At 59.3% G+C, this 20,727-nt stretch carries 12 protein-coding genes and 3 pseudogenes; 11 read left to right on the top strand and 4 right to left on the bottom strand.

Annotation, left to right across the window (positions count from 1 at the left end; genetic code table 11):
* Positions 1–42 precede the first annotated feature (42 nt).
* Positions 43–672, bottom strand: coding sequence for a nucleotide triphosphate diphosphatase NUDT15 (locus tag XI09_RS17255; RefSeq protein ID WP_271567883.1), 630 nt, complete (start codon positions 670–672; stop codon positions 43–45).
* Positions 669–1,595: an alpha/beta fold hydrolase gene (locus tag XI09_RS17260; RefSeq protein WP_271567884.1), complete on the bottom strand. Its 927-nt coding sequence runs from the start codon at positions 1,593–1,595 to the stop codon at positions 669–671. Before XI09_RS17260 ends, XI09_RS17255 begins: the two co-directional genes overlap by 4 nt.
* 56 nt (positions 1,596–1,651) lie before the next feature.
* Here XI09_RS17260 and XI09_RS17265 point away from each other — a divergent pair, with 56 nt between their 5' ends.
* From XI09_RS17265 to XI09_RS17275, 3 genes and pseudogenes are all read left to right on the top strand, one after another.
* Positions 1,652–2,266, top strand: coding sequence for a TetR/AcrR family transcriptional regulator (locus XI09_RS17265; RefSeq protein ID WP_271567885.1), 615 nt, complete (start codon positions 1,652–1,654; stop codon positions 2,264–2,266).
* A 229-nt stretch (positions 2,267–2,495) separates the two neighbouring features.
* Positions 2,496–2,675 (top strand): annotated as a pseudogene (locus tag XI09_RS17270) (DUF736 domain-containing protein); the annotation flags it as partial.
* 371 nt (positions 2,676–3,046) lie between these two features.
* A pseudogene (locus tag XI09_RS17275) lies at positions 3,047–4,236 on the top strand (DUF932 domain-containing protein).
* A gap of 256 nt (positions 4,237–4,492) precedes the next feature.
* Here XI09_RS17275 and XI09_RS17280 read toward each other — a convergent pair.
* Positions 4,493–5,023, bottom strand: a complete 531-nt coding sequence (locus XI09_RS17280; RefSeq protein WP_271567886.1) for a hypothetical protein — start codon at positions 5,021–5,023, stop codon at positions 4,493–4,495.
* A gap of 364 nt (positions 5,024–5,387) precedes the next feature.
* Positions 5,388–5,568, bottom strand: a pseudogene (locus XI09_RS17285) (transposase); the annotation flags it as partial.
* A gap of 837 nt (positions 5,569–6,405) precedes the next feature.
* Between XI09_RS17285 and XI09_RS17290 the strand changes: the two are divergent.
* The 8 genes from XI09_RS17290 (at position 6,406) to XI09_RS17325 (ending at position 20,585) form a co-directional block, all read left to right on the top strand.
* The gene (locus tag XI09_RS17290; RefSeq protein ID WP_442869603.1) at positions 6,406–8,541 is read left to right on the top strand and encodes a type I secretion system permease/ATPase; all 2,136 of its coding nucleotides are present in this window, start codon (positions 6,406–6,408) and stop codon (positions 8,539–8,541) included.
* Complete coding sequence (locus XI09_RS17295) at positions 8,528–9,967, top strand: HlyD family type I secretion periplasmic adaptor subunit (protein ID WP_271567888.1); 1,440 nt, start codon at positions 8,528–8,530, stop codon at positions 9,965–9,967. The genes XI09_RS17290 and XI09_RS17295 overlap by 14 nt, the downstream gene beginning before the upstream one ends.
* Positions 9,968–11,071: 1,104 nt before the next feature.
* On the top strand, positions 11,072–11,308 hold the full coding sequence (locus tag XI09_RS17300; protein ID WP_271567889.1) for a hypothetical protein: 237 nt from the start codon (positions 11,072–11,074) through the stop codon (positions 11,306–11,308).
* Positions 11,309–11,335: 27 nt separating this feature from the next.
* Positions 11,336–12,151, top strand: a complete 816-nt coding sequence (locus tag XI09_RS17305) for a hypothetical protein (protein WP_271567890.1) — start codon at positions 11,336–11,338, stop codon at positions 12,149–12,151.
* A 275-nt stretch (positions 12,152–12,426) separates the two neighbouring features.
* Positions 12,427–15,615: a beta strand repeat-containing protein gene (locus tag XI09_RS17310; RefSeq protein ID WP_271567891.1), complete on the top strand. Its 3,189-nt coding sequence runs from the start codon at positions 12,427–12,429 to the stop codon at positions 15,613–15,615.
* Positions 15,615–19,424, top strand: a complete 3,810-nt coding sequence (locus tag XI09_RS17315; RefSeq protein WP_271567892.1) for a beta strand repeat-containing protein — start codon at positions 15,615–15,617, stop codon at positions 19,422–19,424. The genes XI09_RS17310 and XI09_RS17315 overlap by 1 nt, the downstream gene beginning before the upstream one ends.
* A gap of 55 nt (positions 19,425–19,479) precedes the next feature.
* Positions 19,480–19,959, top strand: a complete 480-nt coding sequence (locus XI09_RS17320; protein ID WP_271567893.1) for a calcium-binding protein — start codon at positions 19,480–19,482, stop codon at positions 19,957–19,959.
* Positions 19,960–20,330: 371 nt separating this feature from the next.
* Positions 20,331–20,585, top strand: coding sequence for a hypothetical protein (locus XI09_RS17325; protein WP_271567894.1), 255 nt, complete (start codon positions 20,331–20,333; stop codon positions 20,583–20,585).
* The last annotated feature ends 142 nt before the right edge of the window (positions 20,586–20,727 follow it).

Genomic DNA, 20,727 nt, shown 5'->3' on the forward strand with positions numbered 1-20,727 from the left:
GAGGCGCCGCGGCTCCAGTGCCATCAATGTGCAGACAAATACTTACGACCCTCGACGGCCCGGAGCGGCGAGCCGATCTTGTCTTGTCGTCGCGTATGCGAGATCGACGGGCGCGCCCGAGAGGCGAGTCGCAAAGTAGCGCTCCACCATGTGACGATCAGCTGAGAACGCAAAGTTCGGCAATTTGTCTCCAAGAGAAAACCACCCCAATTCGTCGACGTCATCGCCGGGACAGATTGCTCCGCCCACCGACTTGGCGAGCACGGCAACTGCCAGTGTGTGGATGTCCGGGCGAAGAAAGTTGGAAGCGACGCTGAGCAGGGCAGTAATCTCTACCTCAAGGCCAGTCTCCTCTTTCACCTCGCGCCTGCCTGCCGTCAGATAATCCTCATGAAATTCGATGTAACCGCACGGCAGACACCACTTGCCTCCTTCGAGGGTTTCTCGCTTCCGCCTGCACAACAAGAACTTGTCACCGTCGACGACGAGAACGGCGATGATTGGAGTTGGATTTCGGTACAGCACAAAGGCACAGGTTGGGTTTGCGCATGCCTTTGCCGGCTCACCTTTGGTCGCTCGGATCAGGCCGGAGCCGCACATAGGGCAGTAGGCCCAGGCGTGTTCAGCAGGTGCGTCGCGATCATATGCAGCAAAGACCTGGCAAGTCTTCATTGAATGCCTTCCTGCGTCATGCTCCGCAGGCGTCCTCCCCAGAAGGCTCTCAGCGCGTCGGCCAGATCGCGCGGATTGTCTTCCTGGACGTTATGGCCCGCACCCTTGATATTGATCCACCGCCCGTCGGAGAATCGCGCGGTGAAGTCATGGGCAGTGTCTTCGGCGACGATAAGGCTTTCACCACCCCTGGCCAGCAGGAACGGTGCAGCCATGTCTGGGACACGCGTCTCGAAGCCTGCGAGATGCCTCAGGATCATGGCATAATAATAATCCAACGGACGACGGCGGTCGCTCTTCCACACGAGGCGCCCGTCGTCGCCACGCTTCAGCAGGGTGCGCATCCGATAATGAAGGCGCTCTGGATCGCTCTTGGGACTAACCGCAAGCGCCATCTCAACCACTTCGTCCACTGTCGCCGCGCCACGAAAGTCCGTCATGAAGGTACGCATCCGCGCCGTTGCAGCGAACACGGGCCGTGAGGTCACATCGACCATCGCGAGGCTTTCGGTGCGGTCCGGGTGGCGCAGCGCGAACTCGCAAGCCACCATTCCGCCCAATGACATGCCGACGATGCGCGTGCGTTCGATTCCGAGTCCGTCGATTACTGCCAAGAGGTCCGTCACGTAGCTTTCTATTGAATAGTCGCTGGACCAATCGCTTGCGCCGTGGCCGCGCATGTCGAGTGCTACGAGCCGGTAATCGGCCCGCAGCGCAACGGCGACATAATCCCAGGTGCGGGCGGTGAGCGAGCCGCCGTGCAGCAGCACCGCCGGAGGTCCTTGGCCGCCCCAATCGAGGACGTGGATATTGGGTCCACCCTGCGTGCGGAAACTCCGTGAGCGCGGCGGCGCGAGGTCGGTAAAGGCAATGCCGAGCCGATCAGCTATTCTCGCCAGTGCCTCGGGATGCCAATCGTCCATGGACAACCCCCTTACTTAGGATACCCTAAGTAAGGCTCGCCAACGCAGGAATGTCAATGGCCACGCGACAACGTCGAACACCGCAAGCGGCGAAGTTCGCGATCCTGGATGCAGCGGAGCAGCGACTGCACGACGACGGCCCCGAAGGCGTGCGCATCCAGCGCATCGCCGCCGACCTGGGCATTACGGACGCGGCTGTCCACTACCATTTCGGCACGCGCGAAGCGTTGATGGACGCCCTCCTGCGCCGCATCGGACGCCGGCTGGTGGATGACATTGAAGCGACTATCGAAAGCTGGGCGCCCGATCAGATTGACGTCGCCGCCCTCGGCCGGCTCTTTCAGCGCGCCTATACGGACGAACGGGCCGCCAGGCTCGCCCTCTGGCTTAGCCTGGCCGGCTGGCGGCCAAAGGGATCAGGCATGCTCAAGCCGCTGGTCGAGCGAGTTCATCGAGCGCGGATGGAAGCAGCGCGGAAGGCTAGGCGGCCCGCACCGCGGATCTCCGACACTCAGTACGCCATTGCTCTCTTGAGCGCGGCTCACATGCATGCGGCAATGTCAGGCGAAGCCTTGTTGGCAAGCGTTGCCCAAGACCCCGCCGGCTTCCACCAGCGCGACTTCCTCGACTTCGCAGTCGAGTTGATCGCGCGCCATCTTGCAGAGGCGTGACCAAACGACAGGCCTCGCATCATGGAGTCGAAAAGCGTGCTGCTTCGTTGGTGGCTGCCGCAAGCGCAAAACGGCAGGTTTTGGAGTGCCCGGTTTTTGTGCCGAAGTGGCGCAGCTCCTCTCCACGAGATTATGCGGAGTGCCGCGGTCGACGAGGCCCCGAAAAATCTGCATTCACAGCACGCCGCTCCGCATAACGCTCAGCTCCGCATAATCCGCGTTTTGCGGTGCACCGCAAAACGCCGAGTTCGGCGCCGCCTGGAAGAAGACTGCCCGCGACAGCGATCGCGAATACCTCTCAGTCAAGCTCGACGACCCGAGCTTCCCGGCCCCGATCTACGCCTCGCTGGTGAAGGTTGAAGGCGACGAGGGCTTCACCCTGATCTGGTCTCGCCGCAACGGCGACTGATCCCTCGGGATCATCGGCCCCGCCTCCTCGGAGGCGGGGCTCTTTGCATTTCCGTTGCCGCTTTCCAGGAAGGTAGGAAGAGAATTTTTCCTTTGAAGGGATTGCTAAGGGCTCCGCCCTCGCGCGGGCAAGGGTGAAGCACGGCTCGCCGTGCCAGCCGGAGCGGTATCCCCGGTCTTCCGCGCAAAGGATCTTCATGACGACGATGTCGTCAGGCGCGTGCAGACGCGCGCTTCCGCGCGCCCTTGTCGGGCGGGTGATCCCCCTCCGCTCCGGCCGCCCTTGCCCTTGCTACCCCAGGTCTCGCCGACGGGCAGGGTTGCAGCGCAGCGCTGCGCTTCAACCTGACCCTAACGAGAACGACCATGAACATGATGACCTTGTCTCAAAACGAACAGCCTGCTTCCGGCGGTTTCCACGTGGACGTATCGCGCGGCCAGCGGGTCGGCCGCGTGTCGTCCGAGTGGTTTGCGCGACCGGATGACGAGCGGTATCTGAACTTGCCGGACCTCTATGAAGCAGTGAGAGGGCGCGCCGAGCGCGCGCAAGCGCGATGGTGGAAAGCCGGGCGATCCGGGTGGAGGCGAGCCGGGACAATGCTGAGCGGCTGTCCCTGACGGTGCCGGGACGTGACGAGCCGGTGGCGCCGACGCATTGGAGCTTTGGCCAGTTGTGTACGCTTGTCGGTGCACCGACGTCCTATCTGCGGCAGCTTCCCGCAGCCCTGTCAGCCATCAACCTGCAACACGGCTTGCTGTCGCATCGCGCCGAGCTCGTGAAAACCTTGGAGACCAATAACGGACGCGTTGAGCTTCGTGCTGTCACCGGGCCGGACTATGGCCGTATCTGGGATCACGAGTTGGTCGCGGCCGTCATGAAGATCGCGGGCAATGGCACGGGTGACACACGTTGGAAGGTCCCGGGCGCGATGGACTGGGCAACCATGACCCACGATCCCTTTGTGGACGTGACCAAGGACATGACCACGCTCTACGCCAGTGACCGCGACGTGTTCCTGTTTCTTGTCGACGACACCAACCCAATCGAGGCGCGACGCTTGCCGGACGGATCAGCAGACTTGTATTTCCGGGGTTTTTACTGCTGGAACAGCGAAGTGGGTAGCAAGACGCTTGGAATCGCGAGTTTCTATCTTCGCGCCGTCTGCATGAACCGCAATCTGTGGGGAGTGGAGAATTTCGAGGAAATCACTATCCGGCACTCGAAATTCGCGGCGCAACGCTTTGCCCATGAAGCAGCGCCGGCACTGACCAGCTTTGCCAATTCCTCGCCCGCGCCATTCGTCGCCGGAATCAAGGCGGCGCGGGAGCGGATTGTTGCCCGCACTGACGAGGACCGAGAGAGTTTCCTCCGCAAGAGCGGGTTTTCCAGATCCGAGACGTCGAAGATCATTGAAACCGTTTTGGGCGAGGACAACCGCAAGCCGGAAAGCATCTTTGATTTCGTGCAGGGCATCACCGCATTTGCTCGCGGGAGGGCTCATCAGGACACCCGCCTTGAGCTGGAGGGCAAAGCAAAGCGCTTGATGGAGCGAGCAATCTAAAGACATGGGCCGCGTAACCGGACGTCGGTTGCGCGTCTTGCATTCAGGCCTGGTGCACCGCCGCCGATCCGGCAAGCCGAATCGGCGGCGGTGACGCGTGTCCGCGTCCCGGCGCTCGCCGGGCCTTTGGCCCGGCTCGCGGAAAAGATCAGGATCGAATCCTAGACACTTTCCGACCGATATCATGCAATCCGTCGGAATTTCCGCATCGCACCACTGACGAAAGGTGCATTGGCCGGCCGGATCTCCAACTTCACTAATCCGATTTTCGACGTACGGCGCGGGCCCGGTCCATGAACGCGAGTACGTCTCTATTTTGACTGCGGACCTCAGGCGCCGAACGCTTTGAGAGTGTTGGGGGTTGCCGACTGGCTTGTGCCTGATCGTCGAAAGGGCGGGATGCAGTGCGCTCGCTTCGCGGCGGTTTCCCGGCCGAAAAACGACTTGCCTCTTTCGGTAGTCTGCGATGCTGTGAAGCGGGCTCTGGCGGCGCGAGGCGCGCTCGTCGGCTCGCGCGGCTCTTCACGTCCTCAGCTTCCGCGCGCTTGCGCCAGACCGTGGAAGATAGAGTGCCGACGCTCAACGGCTTTCCTCCTCTGCCGGTCACGCCGGCGGCGGTCAACGCCCTGATCATGTCCAGCCAGCCCATACCGCGGCGCTCGGCGGCGTCGAACCAGTCCATATGTCCGGCGACCAGCTGCGAAAGCTTCTTGCGTCCTCCGCCCGGAAGATGGAAGTCCTCTGCCATCGCATTCAAACCGGATTCAAGCGCCTTGTTGTCGACCATCCCAATTCCCTCGTCCACCAACAAGAGATAGGAAGCCGTCTTGCCTTCTGCAAATCTCTGCAAAATTCTGCATTTCGATGCAGAAATAGGAAGAAAATTGCAGAACTTACACCTGTGCATCGGCGGATGACACCCACATGGCAAGAACTTTCTTCGACGTCTCAGCATGTTTAGTCGGGATGCAGTCAGCGATCCGGCCTCATCAAAGCGGATTCCTTGGCTGCGGCCCCCAATGGTAGTCCACGGATCGGGTCCCAGCCACTGCCGTCGCGCTTGATGCATGCATAGGCACAGGTTTGCCTGACCTTCGGATTTGAACGGCTGCCATTAAGTAGTCGCGGCTCTCACCAATTCGATTGTCCTTGGCGACTGCGACCGTCAAAACGCGTGGGGCGCCTTTGCAGGTGCGCATTGATCCAGCCTGTAAGCTCATGCTTGTCGCGGCAATAGCGGATCACTGTTGTCGTGCCAAGCACCAGGAGCTTGCGCAGATAGGCATCGCCCTTCTTCGAGATCTTTCCCATATGGACTTTGCCGCCATATCCAGGCAGCTAGGTCTCGCCCAGATTAAGGCCTTGATGACCACGCGTCGCGTGGACTTGCTCTGAGATCGGCCGATTGGGCTGCGCTTGGAGTCCATGGGGATATCGACGCGGGAATAAGCGAATTACTGGCACTAAACTCGAATAAGGCCGATCGACGTGGTCGGTTATCTATCTCCACCTCGATGGCTTCTACGCGCCGGACAGAATTGGTGGAGAGCGCAAACTCTGCGGTGTCCACGACCCACGGAGCCGAGCTCGTTACGGCTGCGGAGACGCACGATTTTGTCTCTCTATGTCGCGCTGAACGAGGTTGAACCGCGCGGAGGGCATCCGAGATGAAGCGGAGCGGCGAAGCCGATCGTCTTCACAAAAAATTATTTCAGAGCGTTGCTGAGGATGTATTGCAAGGCTACCGAAAGTTGTGCAACGCTGCAACGGAACATTGCATTGCTTCTATGAGGGGCGATTTCTGCGGAGCCATCGATGCGTTGCCGGTCATCGTTCGGTTCGTTGGCGATGAGCAGAATAGGATAAGGGTGATTGGACTGCACGGTGCAAAAACTGGAATAAATCTCCGTATCTAAGAAGCCGCTGACGTTCGATCTTCAGCGCGCGAGCGTGCTGACGAAGATCGGGCAGTTGATATTGCTCGCCAGACAGCGTGGCCACGCCGAAATCTCAATACTCTGAGCGTGCTACCGTCGGCAGCCCGTGCCGACGGATGATATCCTTTTTGTCTGCTCGGACGTCGTCATGGAAATACACCTCAGAGTGCAAATCCCTTCCGATCATCACGAGCGTCGTAGCTAAAGAGAAGCGGCGGCCAGCGGGGAGCGGATGACGAATTTGGAGGCGGTAAGGCAAGATACGGGACTGCAGTGCCTCGCACTGTTGCTGCGATTTCATCAGGTGTCGATCGACCCTGCGCAAATCGCACATCAGTTCTCGGGCAGCCCCGTTGGTGTGCTCGAGATGCTCCGGTCCGCCAAACAGTTGAAGCTGAAGGCGAGGGCGATCCGAGAGAGCTGGCCGGGACTTGCCCGACTTTCGCTGCCTGCGATCGTCGAGAGACGCGACGGCACTTTTGCGATCCTTGGCAAAGCCGGCACAGACGACGTCCTCATCCACGATCCCTCCGTCAACCGTCCGCAGGTCGTGAAGCGCGCGGAATTCGAGCAGGGCTGGACCGGCCGTATCGTGCTGATGACGCGGCGCGCCTCGCTCTCCGATCTTGCGCGCAAGTTCGACGTCACCTGGTTCCTCCAGGCCATGCACAAATATCGCCGGCTGCTCGGCGAGGTGCTGGTCGCATCATTCTTCCTGCAACTATTTGCACTGGTTACGCCGCTGTTCTTCCAGGTCGTGACCGACAAGGTGCTGGCGCATCGTGGCTACACCACGCTCGACGTGCTGGTGTTCGGGCTTATCGTCGTGTCGATCTTTGAGGCCGTGCTCGGGGCTCTCCGCACTTACGTCTTCTCCCACACCACCAACCGGATCGACGTCGAGCTCGGCGCGCGGCTGTTCCGGCACCTGATCGCGCTGCCGATCGCCTATTTCGAGGCGCGGCGTGCGGGCGATTCGGTGGCGCGGGTCCGCGAGCTCGAGAATATCAGGAATTTCCTCACGAGCTCGGCGCTGACTCTGGTGATCGATCTCGGCTTCACCTTCGTGTTCCTGGCGGTGATGTTCTACTATTCGCCGTTCCTGACCTGGATCGTGGTCGGCTCGTTCCCGTTCTATATCGCGATCTCGGCCGGCGTCACCCCGATCTTCCGCGAGCGGCTGGACAAGAAGTTCGACCGCGGCGCGGAGAACCAGGCCTTCCTGGTCGAGAGCGTCAGCGCGATCCAGACGCTGAAGGCGATGGCGATCGAGCCGCAGATGCAGCGGCGCTGGGAGGAGCAGCTCGCCGGCTATGTCAGCGCCAGTTTTGACGTGCTGTCGCCCGGCAACTGGGCGAGTCAGTCGGTGCAGTTCGTCAGCAAGCTCGTCACCGCGCTGACGCTTTATTTCGGCGCGCATCTCGTCATCGAGGGCAACCTCTCGGTCGGCGAGCTCATCGCCTTCAACATGCTGGCCGGCCGGGTGGCGCAGCCGGTGCTGCGGCTGGCCCAGCTCTGGCAGGATTTTCACCAGGCGCGGGTCTCGATCGCCCGGCTCGGCGACATCCTGAATGCCGCGCCCGAACCGATGTTCGATCCCTCGCGGGCGACGCTCCCGCCGATCAAGGGCGAGGTGACGTTCGACCATGTCAATTTCCGCTACCGGCCGGATACTTCGCTCGCGCTTCAGGACATCTCGCTGAAGGTCGCGCCCGGCCAGGTGATCGGCATCGTCGGCCCCTCCGGTTCCGGCAAGTCGACACTCACAAAACTGATCCAGCGGCTCTACGTGCCGGAGGCCGGCCGCATCCTGATCGATGGCATCGACCTGACCGTCGCCGATGTCGCCTGGCTCCGGCGCCAGATCGGCACGGTGCTGCAGGAGAACGTGCTGTTCAACCGGACCATCCGCGACAACATCGCGCTCGCCGACCCCGGTATGGCGATGGAGCGCGTGATCGCCGCGGCCGAACTCGCCGGCGCGCACGAGTTCATCCTGGCGCTGCCGGACGGCTACAACACCGTTGTCGGCGAGCGCGGCGCCAGCCTGTCCGGCGGCCAGCGCCAGCGCATCGCGATTGCGCGCGCACTCGTCACCAATCCCCGTGTCCTTATCTTCGACGAAGCCACCAGCGCGCTCGACTATGAGAGCGAGAACATCATCCAGCGCAACATGCGCAAGATCTGCGCCGGCCGGACCGTCTTCATCATCGCCCACCGGCTGTCGGCGGTGCGCCACGCCGACCGCATCCTGACCATCGAGGCCGGCCGTCTGGTCGAGGACGGCAGCCATGACGAGCTGATCAAGAAGGCGGGGCGCTACGCCATGCTTCACCAGATCCAGGCAGGGCTCCATGTCGTCGGCTGATGTGATCGAGCGCAAGAGCCGCGCATTCTGGCGCCGCGAGCGCGACGCGCGCGAGTTCCTACCCGCGGCGCTGGAGATCCTGGAGACGCCGGCTTCGCCCGCAGGGCGGGCGGTGGCCCTCACCATCATCCTGTTCTTTGCGCTGGCGATCGGCTGGGCGACCTTCGGCCATGTCGACATCATCGCGACCGCCACCGGCAAGGTGATGCCGACCGGCCGCACCAAGACGATCCAGCCGCTGGAGACCGGCATCGTCTCGGCGATCCACGTGCACGACGGCGACAAGGTGACGGCCGGCGAGGTGCTGGTCGAGCTCGACCGCACGGTGACCCAGGCCGAGCGCAAGCGGGTCGGGCAGGACCTTGTCGCAAGCCTGCTCGACGTCGCCCGCCTGTCGGCGCTGCGCCGCAGCTTTGGCGACCTCACCGCACCCCACGATCTGGAGGAGCCCGCCGGCGCCTCCGAGGTCGAGATCGCACGGGCGCGGTCCGCCTTGCTCGCGCAGGCCGCCGAGCAGCAGGCCAAGCTAGCCTCCGTCGTGCAGCAGATCGATCAGAAGCGCGCCGAGGCGCAATCAATCACCGCGGCGATCGCCAAGATCGACGCGACGCTGCCGCTGCTCGAGGAAACCCTCACCATTCGCAAGAAGGCGATGGACATCCAGTACGGCAATCGCATTGCCTGGATCGACGCCCAGACGCGCCTCATCGACCAGCAGAACGAGCGTATCGTGCAGGAGCGCAAGCTGGTCGAGATCGAGGCCGCCCGCCGCGCGCTGGAGCAGCAGCTCGCCCAGACCAAATCCGGCTTCGAGCGGCAGGTCTTGAGCGATCTCTCCGATGCCCAGAAGAAGGCCGACGAGTTCCGTCAGGATTCCATCAAGGCGCAGCAGAAGACCGACGAGCAGCTGCTGCGGGCGCCAATCGATGGTACCGTGCAGCAGCTCGCGATCCACACCGTCGGCGGCGTGGTGTCGCCGGCGCAGCAGCTGATGATGATCGTGCCCCGCGGCTCCAGCATCGAGGTCGAGGCGATGATCTCCAATCGCGACATCGGCTTCGTCGAGCACGGCCAGGACGCCGAGATCAAGATCGACACCTTCAACTTCACGCGCTACGGCCTCCTGCACGGCAAGGTCATCAGCGTCTCGCGCGATGCCATCGTCAAGGACAAGCCGCCGGAGCGAAATGGCGCTGCCAAGCAGGGCGGCGCGCTGTCGGAGTCAAGCGAACCCGCAGGCCAGGAGCTGCTCTACGCAGCGCGCGTGTCACTCGAAGGAACGCAGATGCAGGTCGAGGACAAGATGGTGAACCTCGCGCCCGGTATGGCGGTGACGGTGGAGATCAAGACGGGGCAGCGGCGGATCATCGAGTATGTGATGTCGCCGTTGCTACGATACAAGCATGAGAGTTTGAGGGAGCGGTGATCTTGCTGTGGCCCTCACCATCGGTTGGACAAGGCAGTTCCGACTGTCGAGTTCGCCATTGTGAGTGGCGCGTAGCGGTAGGCAAAGAGTTGCCTAGTCCGATCCATGCTGGAATTAATTTAGGCGCTTGGAATCCGATAGGTAGCAGACGACGTTCATTAAAGTCCAATTCGCTAGAGTCAGATGAGCTGGACGCTAGGGCTGCTGAGAAGAACCTATCAAAGACGATCGTGTGATGGTCGTCTCCAATCCATGTCGGGTGGCTTGGTGCTCTATGGTGCTCCGTAATTTTTTTCAGATTGTTGCCGAACTCTTGCAGACGCCCTTAAGTTGTGCTTGAACGTGGTGGGCAGATTTGGGGTATCTGGGGAATATCGATGTGCGTTGTGGCGGTCTCTGACGACGCATGTCGATTGTGCGCGGCGTCGCACCCGAGACGGCTTATTGCTGTTGGTGAGCTTCCATCAGCTCTCGGACGGTCGGACGGCAAATTTCATTTTATGACGGTGCAGCATTGACCCTGCTGAGAAGAAATGGGGCGCTTTCCGGCATCGTGCTCGTTCTGCTCTTGCTTCTTTCGTCGATCGCAGGGGCAGTTGCAGATGTGCCCTTCCCGCAGTGCCAGTCAGTTGCGGACGTTCCTCACCTCCGGTTCATCGCTAAAGATAATTTTCCGCGCGATCTCAAATCGTCCGTCCGTCGCAACGCTAGGTATTTCTTTGGCGGGCTTCAGTCCATCGGCAATGAGCTAGAGCCCTTGATGAGGTCGTGGTTTGAGGGACCTGACAGTAACAGACTACATCGCGACTCACAGCGCAATCAGGCGGCATTTGCGTGATAATTGTGCGCTCAATCGTATTGCTTCAGTTTCGTGGGGCGCGTGGTTTGCGCTTGATTACCGGCAAGCGCTGGGCTCGCTTGGAGTGTTCGCAGACGGTCAGCGCGAGTTTGACGTGAATGCGTTCCAAGATTCGAAGCAGTCCGACGGGATGAGGCGCTTTATCGCACTGCGTCCGTCGCGCCTCCACGACTCCGGCGTAAGGCCACATGGAATTGTAAGGTGCAAATTCGACGCACTGCAAGCGGCCGACTGAAGAGGGCAAGATGCGTAACACGATAATCATCGTGGCCACGATTCTAGTTTTTATCGGGCTCTGTTTTGGATCCGCCCTGCAAGATCGAATCCGTCGCAAGGCCGACGTTGGTCCGTTCGATATTCGGATCGTTTGGCGCGCTTTCGGGACAATCGAACTGTACCTGTATGCGCTTCTACTTCTCATCCTATTTGCGGTGATTGGCGGACTCCTGTTCCTCGACCGCCTGGGGCTCCTTTCCCAATAGTATCCATTTACATCCGGAGTGGCCGTCATGGCAGACAAAAAATTTACCGGGCTTTCGCTTACCTTTGGCGGTCTTATGGAATGGCACATTCCTTTCATTTCTAGTGGCAGTGCATCAGGGGGCGTCGTCGTCACTGGATTCGGCGGATCCGAAGACAACGGAATGGGACTGTATGGTTCTATAGGCACGGACAAGGTTGACGGGGATGGCGGTTATTCTAAGGGGCCTTACTTGTCCCCGTGGAGTTCGAAGTTCTACGGTCTCTTCGTAGGGGAAGAGTCAACTCTAACGTACGGGAATGCAAAGGCCGTAGACGGATTTTCGTCGATTTGGGGACTGCATCTTGGAGTGGTGGGACTGCAAATTGGAATTCCGTTCGAGGGAACCGGTTACTCGCTTGGTGTGACTTTGGGACCAGGTTTCTTCGTCAATCTTGGTACCGTGCAGGGAACAGCGACCCTCACCACTCAAGATCTGGGGTCTGGGTCACGCGGGGCTGGTGGACCGGTACCCCTGCTTAACGAATTCGAGCAGTACCAGGAGCTGGTGGGAGACGCCCAGCTCTTCTTCTATGCAGATTCGTTTTCCAGCGGTTCTCCGACTGTTCCGGCGATTCCCTACTTGCAGTCACCATCCGCGACTATCCCAACTGAAACGTACAACCAGCTCCTATTCAATCAGACAGACGGGAGCAGGTCCCCCGATGCGACCACGTGGCAAAGCGGTCAAAATGCGTTCCCGACGATACAGCAGCTTGCACCAATCAAGCAGTTCGCGCCGCTGCCTCAGAGCTTTCATCCGTCGACCCCCGTACCGCTTCCGCCCCCACTCCACGGAGTGTGACTGCTTATACTTTTGTCACAACGCATTCCGCCCTCATGGCAACCTCCACGAACGTGCCGATAACTTTTGGCTCGCCGTCGCCTTCGCCGTCATACCGAGCGTCACCGTCGTCGGGGGATTCGTCTTCTGGATCTCATAGCTATCCTGCTCCGCAGTGGTATACGATGCCCACTCAGGATTTCTATAGCAATTTACAAGGCAATCCGTGGACGTCTCATTTCTATTTGCCTAAAGAGCCTGCCCCACCGCCGCCCCCATCCACGGGCGAACCCGGAATGCCGGTCGTACTCGACCTTGATGGCAACGGCATAAAGATCACCCAGCTTGGATCGTCGAACTACTTCTTCGACATGGAGGGCACCGGGTACCAAAACGCGACCGCATGGGCCAGCGCTGGTGACGCGGTGCTGGCGATCGACGCAAATCATGACGGCGTTATCAACCAAGGCAATGAAATTGCCTTCACGATGTGGGATCCGACCGCCACATCGGACATGGACGCCTTGCGCGACGTCTTCGATAGTAACCACAACGGCAAGCTTGACAGCGGTGACGCCCGCTGGGCCGACTTTAAGCTCGTCGTCACGAATGCAGACGGCACGACCCAGGTTGAGACATTGGCGCAAGCGGGTATTGCCAGTATCGATCTCACCTCCAATCAGCAGACGATCATGCTGCCGGACGGCTCCGCAATCAGGGGCCAAACCACCTACACCAAAACCGACGGGACCACCGGTTCGGCGGCAGATGCGATTTTCGCCTACGATCCTCGGGGGTATGTGGTTCAAGCAACCACGACGCACAATGCTGATGGTTCGACCACGATCGATAGCAAGGCGCTGAATGCCGACGGCAGCCTCGCCAAGGAAACGACCAGCCAAACCAGCGCCGATGGCCGGACGGTCACGCTTTCCAAAGATGTGGATGGCGACGGCGTTATTGACCAAGTTCAGGTAAGCGCCACGGTCCTGAATGGGGACGGGAGCAGGACTCTGACGGTAACCGACTACGACGGTAGCCGAGGTCATGTCCTGGACCGGATCGCGACCACCACGAGCAGCGATCTCAAGACCCAAACAACGAGCACGGATTCGGACGGCAGCGGCACGTATGATCGAGTCGAGACGGACAGCTGGGATGCGTCGGGCAATCTCACTGTAACCATCTCCGATCTAAATCCAAACGCCACGCTGAGAGATCGCACTGTTACTGTGACAAGTGCGAACGGCTTGTCGAAAACCCTCCAGGTTGACGTGAACGGGGACGGTGTCCTCGATCTGACGGAGACCGACACAACGGTCGTTGGCGGCGATGGCAGCCGAACCGAAACGGTGTCGGATTTCAATACGAATGGATCGCTGCGGAGCAAGGTAATCAAGCTTACCAGCGCAGACCGTCTTACAAAGACGAGCCAGATCGATGCGGATGGCGATGGCGCCATCGAACTGACGCAGACGACTTCCATGGTGCTCAATGCCGATGGAAGCTCGGTCACGACGTTGTCTGAGAAGAATGGCAATGGCTCGCTGCGGCGGACTACCGTTACCACGCTAAGCGCCGATAACCTTTCACGGACCGTGCAGGTTGACCTTGATGGCAACGGCACATTCGATGTCGTGTCGTCGGATGTGACCGTACGGAACGTGGATGGCAGCACAACCGAAACACTTGCGGACCGCAACGCAAATGGCTCCTTGCGGGATCAATCAATCTCGACGCGGAGCGCCGATGGACGATCTCGAACCATCCAGATTGATTCGGATGGTGACGGGCAGTTCAATTCGATCGAGACTGTCTCGATCGCCGCCAACGGCTCGATCGTGGATACGTTGTCAGCATTCAATCGGAATGGGTCATTGAACGCAAAGACGGTGACCACGACAAGTGCCGACGGCCTCTCAAAGAGCATTCAAGCGGATCTCGATGGCAATGGCGCTTTCGATCGGACGCAGAACAGCGGCACCGTTATCGGCTCAGACGGGAATTCGGTCGTCACTGTGACGAATCTGAATGGCAACGGATCGCTGCGGAACAAAACTGTTGCCACGACGAGTGCAAATGGGCTGTCAGTAACCACGCAGCAAGATTCGACCGGAGACGGGGTTTTCGATCTGACCGAGACCGACGTCACGGTTCTCAACGCAGACGGCAGCGCCGTCGAAACGATTGTGGATACCAATTCCAACGGGTCGCTTAAGGCGAAGACCGTGCAGTCGATTAGCGCCGATCGCAGAACCACCACAACCCAAATTGATTCTTATGGCGATGGGTATTTCAACGAGGTTCAAACCAGCGTCGTCAATTCGGACGGCAGTACGACGACAACCACGTCTGAGTTCAGCGCGACCGGCTCGCTTTTGTCGAAGCGCATCGTCACCGTGGACGCGAGCGGACTCTCAGTCACCACGCAGGAGGATACCACGGGTGCGGGCGTATTCGATCGGCGGCGGACTGACGCAACCGTTCTCAACACTGACGGCAGCCGAACGGAGACGGTGACCGACTATCGTGGCGTCAATGGTGTGACGGTCGACAAGTCAACCGTGACAACCAGTGCCAGCGGGCTGAACGTGACCACGAAGGTGGATATCGATGGCAACGGTACAACCGACGCGAGTCGGACGGATGTAACGGTCGTAAATAGCGACGGGAGTCGAACGCGGACCGTTGCGGATCTCAACGGTAATGGTTCCCTGAAAGGCCGGACTGTTACGACCACGAGTGCGAACGGGCTGTCAATAACGGTCCAGCAAGACACCACTGGTGCGGGCAACTACGATCAGACGCAGACCGACATCACGGTCTTGAACGTCGATGGAAGTCGGACAAGAACTATTGCGGACGCCAACGGCAACGGCTCTCTGAGGGACAAGATTGCGACAACGGTGAGCGCCGATGGTAATACCGTTTCCATTTCGAGTGACATCAACGGAGACGGAGTAACGGATCAAAGCAAGAGCAGCCTGGTGATGTCGGATGGCAGCACGGTTACGACCGTTGCCGATCTGAATGCCAACGGTAGCTTCAAGGACAAGACCGTCACGACGACTAGCGCGAGCGGTCTCTCAACGACGATCCAGCGGGATACCACTGGCTCGGGTACGTTCGATCAGACCGTTACCGACGTCGTGGCTCTTAATGCGGACGGGAGTCGAACCGAGACGGTGACGACCACGAACGCGGGATCTTTGCGGGATAAGACTGTAGTCACGACGAGCACCAATGGATTGTCGAAGACGACCCAGGAGGACGTCACCGGAGACGGCGTGTTCGACCTGGTGGAGACTGATGTCACCATGCTCAATGCGGACGGAAGCACCGTCAGGACGATTACGTACAACAACAGCAGCGGTTCGTTGCATTACCAGACAACGACCACAACAAGTTCTGATGGAATTCGGTTGCTACAACGCGCGATATTAACGGAGACGGAACAGTCGATCAGAGGCGAACCAGCCTGGTGATGTCGGACGGCCGCACGGCTACGACGGTTGCCGATCTGAATGCCAACGGTACTTTCAAAGACAAGACAGTTACGACGACCAGCGTGAACGGTCTATCAACAACGATCCAGCGTGACACTACGGGTTCGGGCACGTTCGATCAGACGACTACCGATGTCATCACTCTCAACTCGGACGGCAGTCAAACTGAGACGATAACCGCCACGAATGCCAACGGGTCCTTGCGGGACAAGACCGTCATTGCGACGAGTGCCAATGGCCTCAGCAAGACGACGCAGTGGGATACGACCGGGGCGGGCGGATTTGGGCATACCCAAACCGACGCGACCGTCGTCAACGCCGATGGTAGCTCGACGGAGACCACGACGGACTTCAATGGGAGTGGTGCGCTCATTGGCCGTCACGTGCAGACGGTAAGCGCAAATGGACTATCGACGACGAAGCAATGGGATACTGCGGGATCTGGCAGCTTCGACCAAACCGCCACCGAAATCACCGCCGTGAACTCGGACGGATCGCGCGTCAAAACGCTGTCGGCCTATGGTGCAGGCGGAGCTTTGAGGTCCCGGTCGATTACTACGACAACGGCTGATGGTCGAACGCAAACCATTGCGAGTGATACGAATGGCGACGGGGTCGTCGACCAAAGCCAGTCGGTGGTCACGAACAAGTATGCGAATGGCAGCACTGTCACGACAGTTACGAATTTTAGTGCGCTCGGTTTGATAAAGGACAAATCCGTAAGCACGACGAGTGCCGATGGTCGCACGACCACGATCATCCGTGATGTCGACGGCAATAACGTTACCGACCAGACCGAGACGATCGTCACGTCTATTGACGGAAGCAAGCTGGAGACCATTACAGATCTTAGCAGCTCTGGCGCGGTGAAGGATCGGGCGACCGTAACGGTCAGCGCCGACGGCCTGACAACTAAGACCCAATGGGATTTTGATGGCAATGGAACCATAGATCGCACAAGGGTCGACACGATCGCAGACAATGCAAATGGAGGTGGGGTCGAAACGATCGTCGATACGAACGGTGACGGTACGCTTCATCAAAAGGGGATTATGACCACCAGCGCGGACGGTCGGACCATCACCCTGCAGAAGGACACAACGGGCAAGGGATATTTCGACCACACCGAGACCACCACGATCAGCGCGGATGGAAGTTCCTCGACGATCACCAAGGATCTGAAGGCCGATGGCTCCCTGGTCGATCAATCGATCACATCGATCAGCGCAGACAGGCTCTCAAGAAATGTGAAGACGGATACGAAGGGCACTGGCGTTTATGACTACACCGAAGTGACGAGAATTGGGGTCGATGGCGTTAGTGTGGCTACCGGGCAGCACTTCAATCGCGACGGCTCGGTCAAGGATCGAGTGGTAACCACCATCAGCGCCGATGGGTTAGTAAAGACCGTTCAGACGGACAGCGGCAATTCGGGGCTGTTTGATAGCGTTGCGACCACCGTCACAAGAATCGATGGTACGAGCGTCACGACGCAGCTTGACCTTGACGTCAACGGGCTGACGACCAAGAAGACGATCACGACGGTCAATGCCCAAACTGGCAGCCCGTCAGTGCAGGTCTACTCCGGCGCCGGCATTCTGATATCGACGAGCGGCATATATGACACAGGATCGAACGCCGGCGACACGTGGGCGTACACGTACAACGCAGATGGCAGCGTGGCATCGTACAGTGTCAGCGATCCGGCCGGGAAGTCGGGGTCGTCGTATACGTTCTACTTCAACCATGGGCTGATGGCGAGCAAGAGTGGCATCTGGACGAGCGGGGCTGAGACGGGCGACACCTACTACCAGACCTGGGGGGCGACGGGCGCGCTTGCCAGCCAGGTGCGTAGCGATGTGGCGAATCTGCACACCTGGAACATCGCCAACGACTATTTTGATCGCAATGGCAGCCGTACGGTGTCCACGGTGCTCCAAGACAATGGTGACGTTTGGGTTGGAGTCTACGACCAGTCGGGCAACAGCGTTAACTCGGGCACCATGCTGGCGCATCCGACGTCGAGCGGCGGTTTGGTGACGAGCAGTTCAGGCTACCAATTTACCAACTACTTCAACGGCAGCGTGATCAACTCGCAATATGGAGTGTTCACCAGCGGACCCAACACCGGAAACTCCTGGCTATACATCTTCAACGCGTCCGGAGGGAAGCTGTCCTACAACGAAAAAAATGCCAGCTTCGATATGACAAGCTACTACAACAGCGCTGGAGCGTTGGTGTATTCGTTCGGCACCTATGCCAGCGGGAAGGGCAACGCGCTCTCGGGAGACACGTTCTCGAGGACGTACAACGCAAACGGCACCGTCGCGACCTACACGCTCAACGATATCACCGGGAAATACGGCAGCTTCTACACCGACTTCTTCGACGCTTCCGGCGTGTTGACGTCCCGATCGGGGACGTATGACAACGGCCAGCTTGCACGCGACACATTTACGTATACCTACAACGCCAGCGGAACGATTACCGCGTTCTCCGTCAGCGGCATGCTCGGCAACATCGCACTGAACCCCGCGAATAGTACAATGGTGCTCGGGGCGGGGACGGTATATGCAGACTACAGAAACGGCACGGGGCAGAAGATTGCGCAGGTCGGTACCTGGCTTAGCGGCGTCAACACGCTCAACACTTGGTCAAAGACCTTCAACGCTGATGGAAGCGTCGCGACGTATACGTTCGATGACGTGAATGGAAGCTACGGAAGCTCCTACACGAACTCATATAGCAATACAGGACTCTTATTTTCACAAAGCGGGATCTACGATCAAGGAGCTCTGGCTGGAGACAAGTTCACCTACACCTATAATTCCGATGGAACGGTCGCATCGTTCTCCGTCAGTGGTAGCGTTGCGAACATGGCGCTCACCGCAGCGAATAGCACGACGGTGGTCGGAGCAGACAATGTCCACGCGGACTATAACAACGGCGCGGGGCAGAGGGTGGCCCAGGTAGGCACTTGGACCAGCGGTGCGAATGCCGGCGACACGTGGGCGTACACGTACAATGCGGACGGCACCGTGGCATCGTACAGTGTCATCGATCCGACTGGAAAGCTGGGGTCGTCGTACACGTTCTACTTCAACCATGGGATCATGGCGAGCAAGAGCGGCATCTGGACGAGCGGGGCTGAGACGGGCGACACCTACTACCAGACCTGGGGTCCGACGGGAGCACTTGCCAGCCAGGTGCGGAGCGATGTGGCGAATCTGCACACCTGGAACATCGGCAACGACTATTTTGATCGCAATGGCAGCCGTATGGTGTCCACGGTGCTCCAAGACAATGGTGACGTTTGGGTTGGAGTCTACGACCAGTCGGGCAACAGCATTAACTCGGGCACCATGCTGGCGCATCCGACGTCGAGCGGCGGCTTGGTGACGAGCTCATCAGGCTACCAATTGACCAACTACTTCAACGGCAGCGTGATCAACTCGCAATATGGAGTGTTCACCAGTGGACCCAACACCGGAAACTCCTGGCTGTACACCTACAACGCGTCCGGAGCGGTGCTGTCGTACAACGAAAAAAAACGCCGATTTCGAAATGACACGTTACTACAACAGCGCTGGAGGGGTGGTCTATTCGTTCGGCACCTATGCCAGCGGGAAGGGGAACGCGCTCTCGGGAGATACGTTCTCAAGGACGTACAACGCAAATGGCACCGTCGCGACCTACACGCTCAACGATATCACCGGGAAATACGGCAGCTCCTACACCGACTTCTTCGACGCCTCCGGCGTGTTGACGTCTCGGTCGGGGACGTATGACAGCGGCGAGCTCGCAAGGGATACGTTCACATACACCTACAACGCCAGCGGAACAGTGACCGCGTTCTCCGTGAGCGGTGCCGCGGGAAATGACGTGCTCAGTGGCGGATCCACCTCGGCAACGCTTACTGGCAATGGCGGTTACGACAAATACAGGCTCGGTATTGGAAGCGGAACCGATCGCATCGTAAACGGAACAGGCAGCGGAGCTGCGGCGCAAGGCGAGCTCGACATCGGAGTAGGAGTTTCGACAAGTCGGTTGTGGTTGAGACAGTCCGGCAACGATTTGCTCGTGAGTATCATGGGCACCCACGATCAGGCGACTATTGCCGACTGGTTTGGGACAAAGGCGGACGCGCAGCTCTCGCGCATCGTTACCTCGGACGGAAGCATGCTCGACAGCCAGCTGACCCAGCTTGTACAGGCCATGGCAACGTATTCTGCAGGACACAGCGGCTTCGATCCTACGGCCACGCAGCAAGTTCCGAGCGATCCAGCCTTACAAACATCTCTTGCGGCGGCTTGGCATCATTAGAGTCACCGACGTCAGAGTATCTTGTCGAGATCATATCGCGAGGCGGTGCATACGAGTGTAGCTTGGGACGCGCCTAGTCGTCGGGCGCGTCCCCTAGCCGGTAAACGTCGTTTTGAGCCCACCTTCTCCTGGTCTGATTTTCGTCGGGATTGCTATAGTCGCGGGGGCATGCGGACTCCGTCGGTCTCACCGCGGCTTCGAATTGACGGTATCCACCCGGCGCCACTAGAACGCTTTTGCTTCAGGACTTTTTACTTCTCTTCTACAGGCTTATCCCCGGTAACCCTGTATCCCTTCGACGGCGGCCTTGCGCAATTCGAGTGTCCTTCTGAATATGTGACCTTAAGTCTAGCCTTAAGGTCATGTGGCGAATGCAGGTGAAGGTACTGGGCGCCGCGCGTCAGCGCCGGATGGAGTACGACGAGAATGTTCGTCTGGTCGAAGAGACTTTGCAGGCTAGGGAGACCGTGTGCGGCGTTGCGCGCCGACATGGGGTGGCTCACAGCGTCGGCAGGCGCGGTTTGGATGAGCTCGATGAGGCGTTTGATTCCGAAGTCGGTGAACGCCTGGACGCCGTCTTCTCTGACGCCATAGACCCAGATGAGGCTCGGACCCCTCGTGTCTGAAGCTGAATGTATCTGGTGCAAACGGGCCTACCGGCGCCGAAAATTACATCGTAATTTCAATTACATAGGAGTTCGTAGTTTTATTCTGAATGGCGCGCTATTTTGCTACCATCCAGAATAAAACGTAAGCGCTGTTTTCAGG

This window comes from Bradyrhizobium sp. CCBAU 11386 (assembly GCF_028128955.1).
Lineage (GTDB): Bacteria > Pseudomonadota > Alphaproteobacteria > Rhizobiales > Xanthobacteraceae > Bradyrhizobium.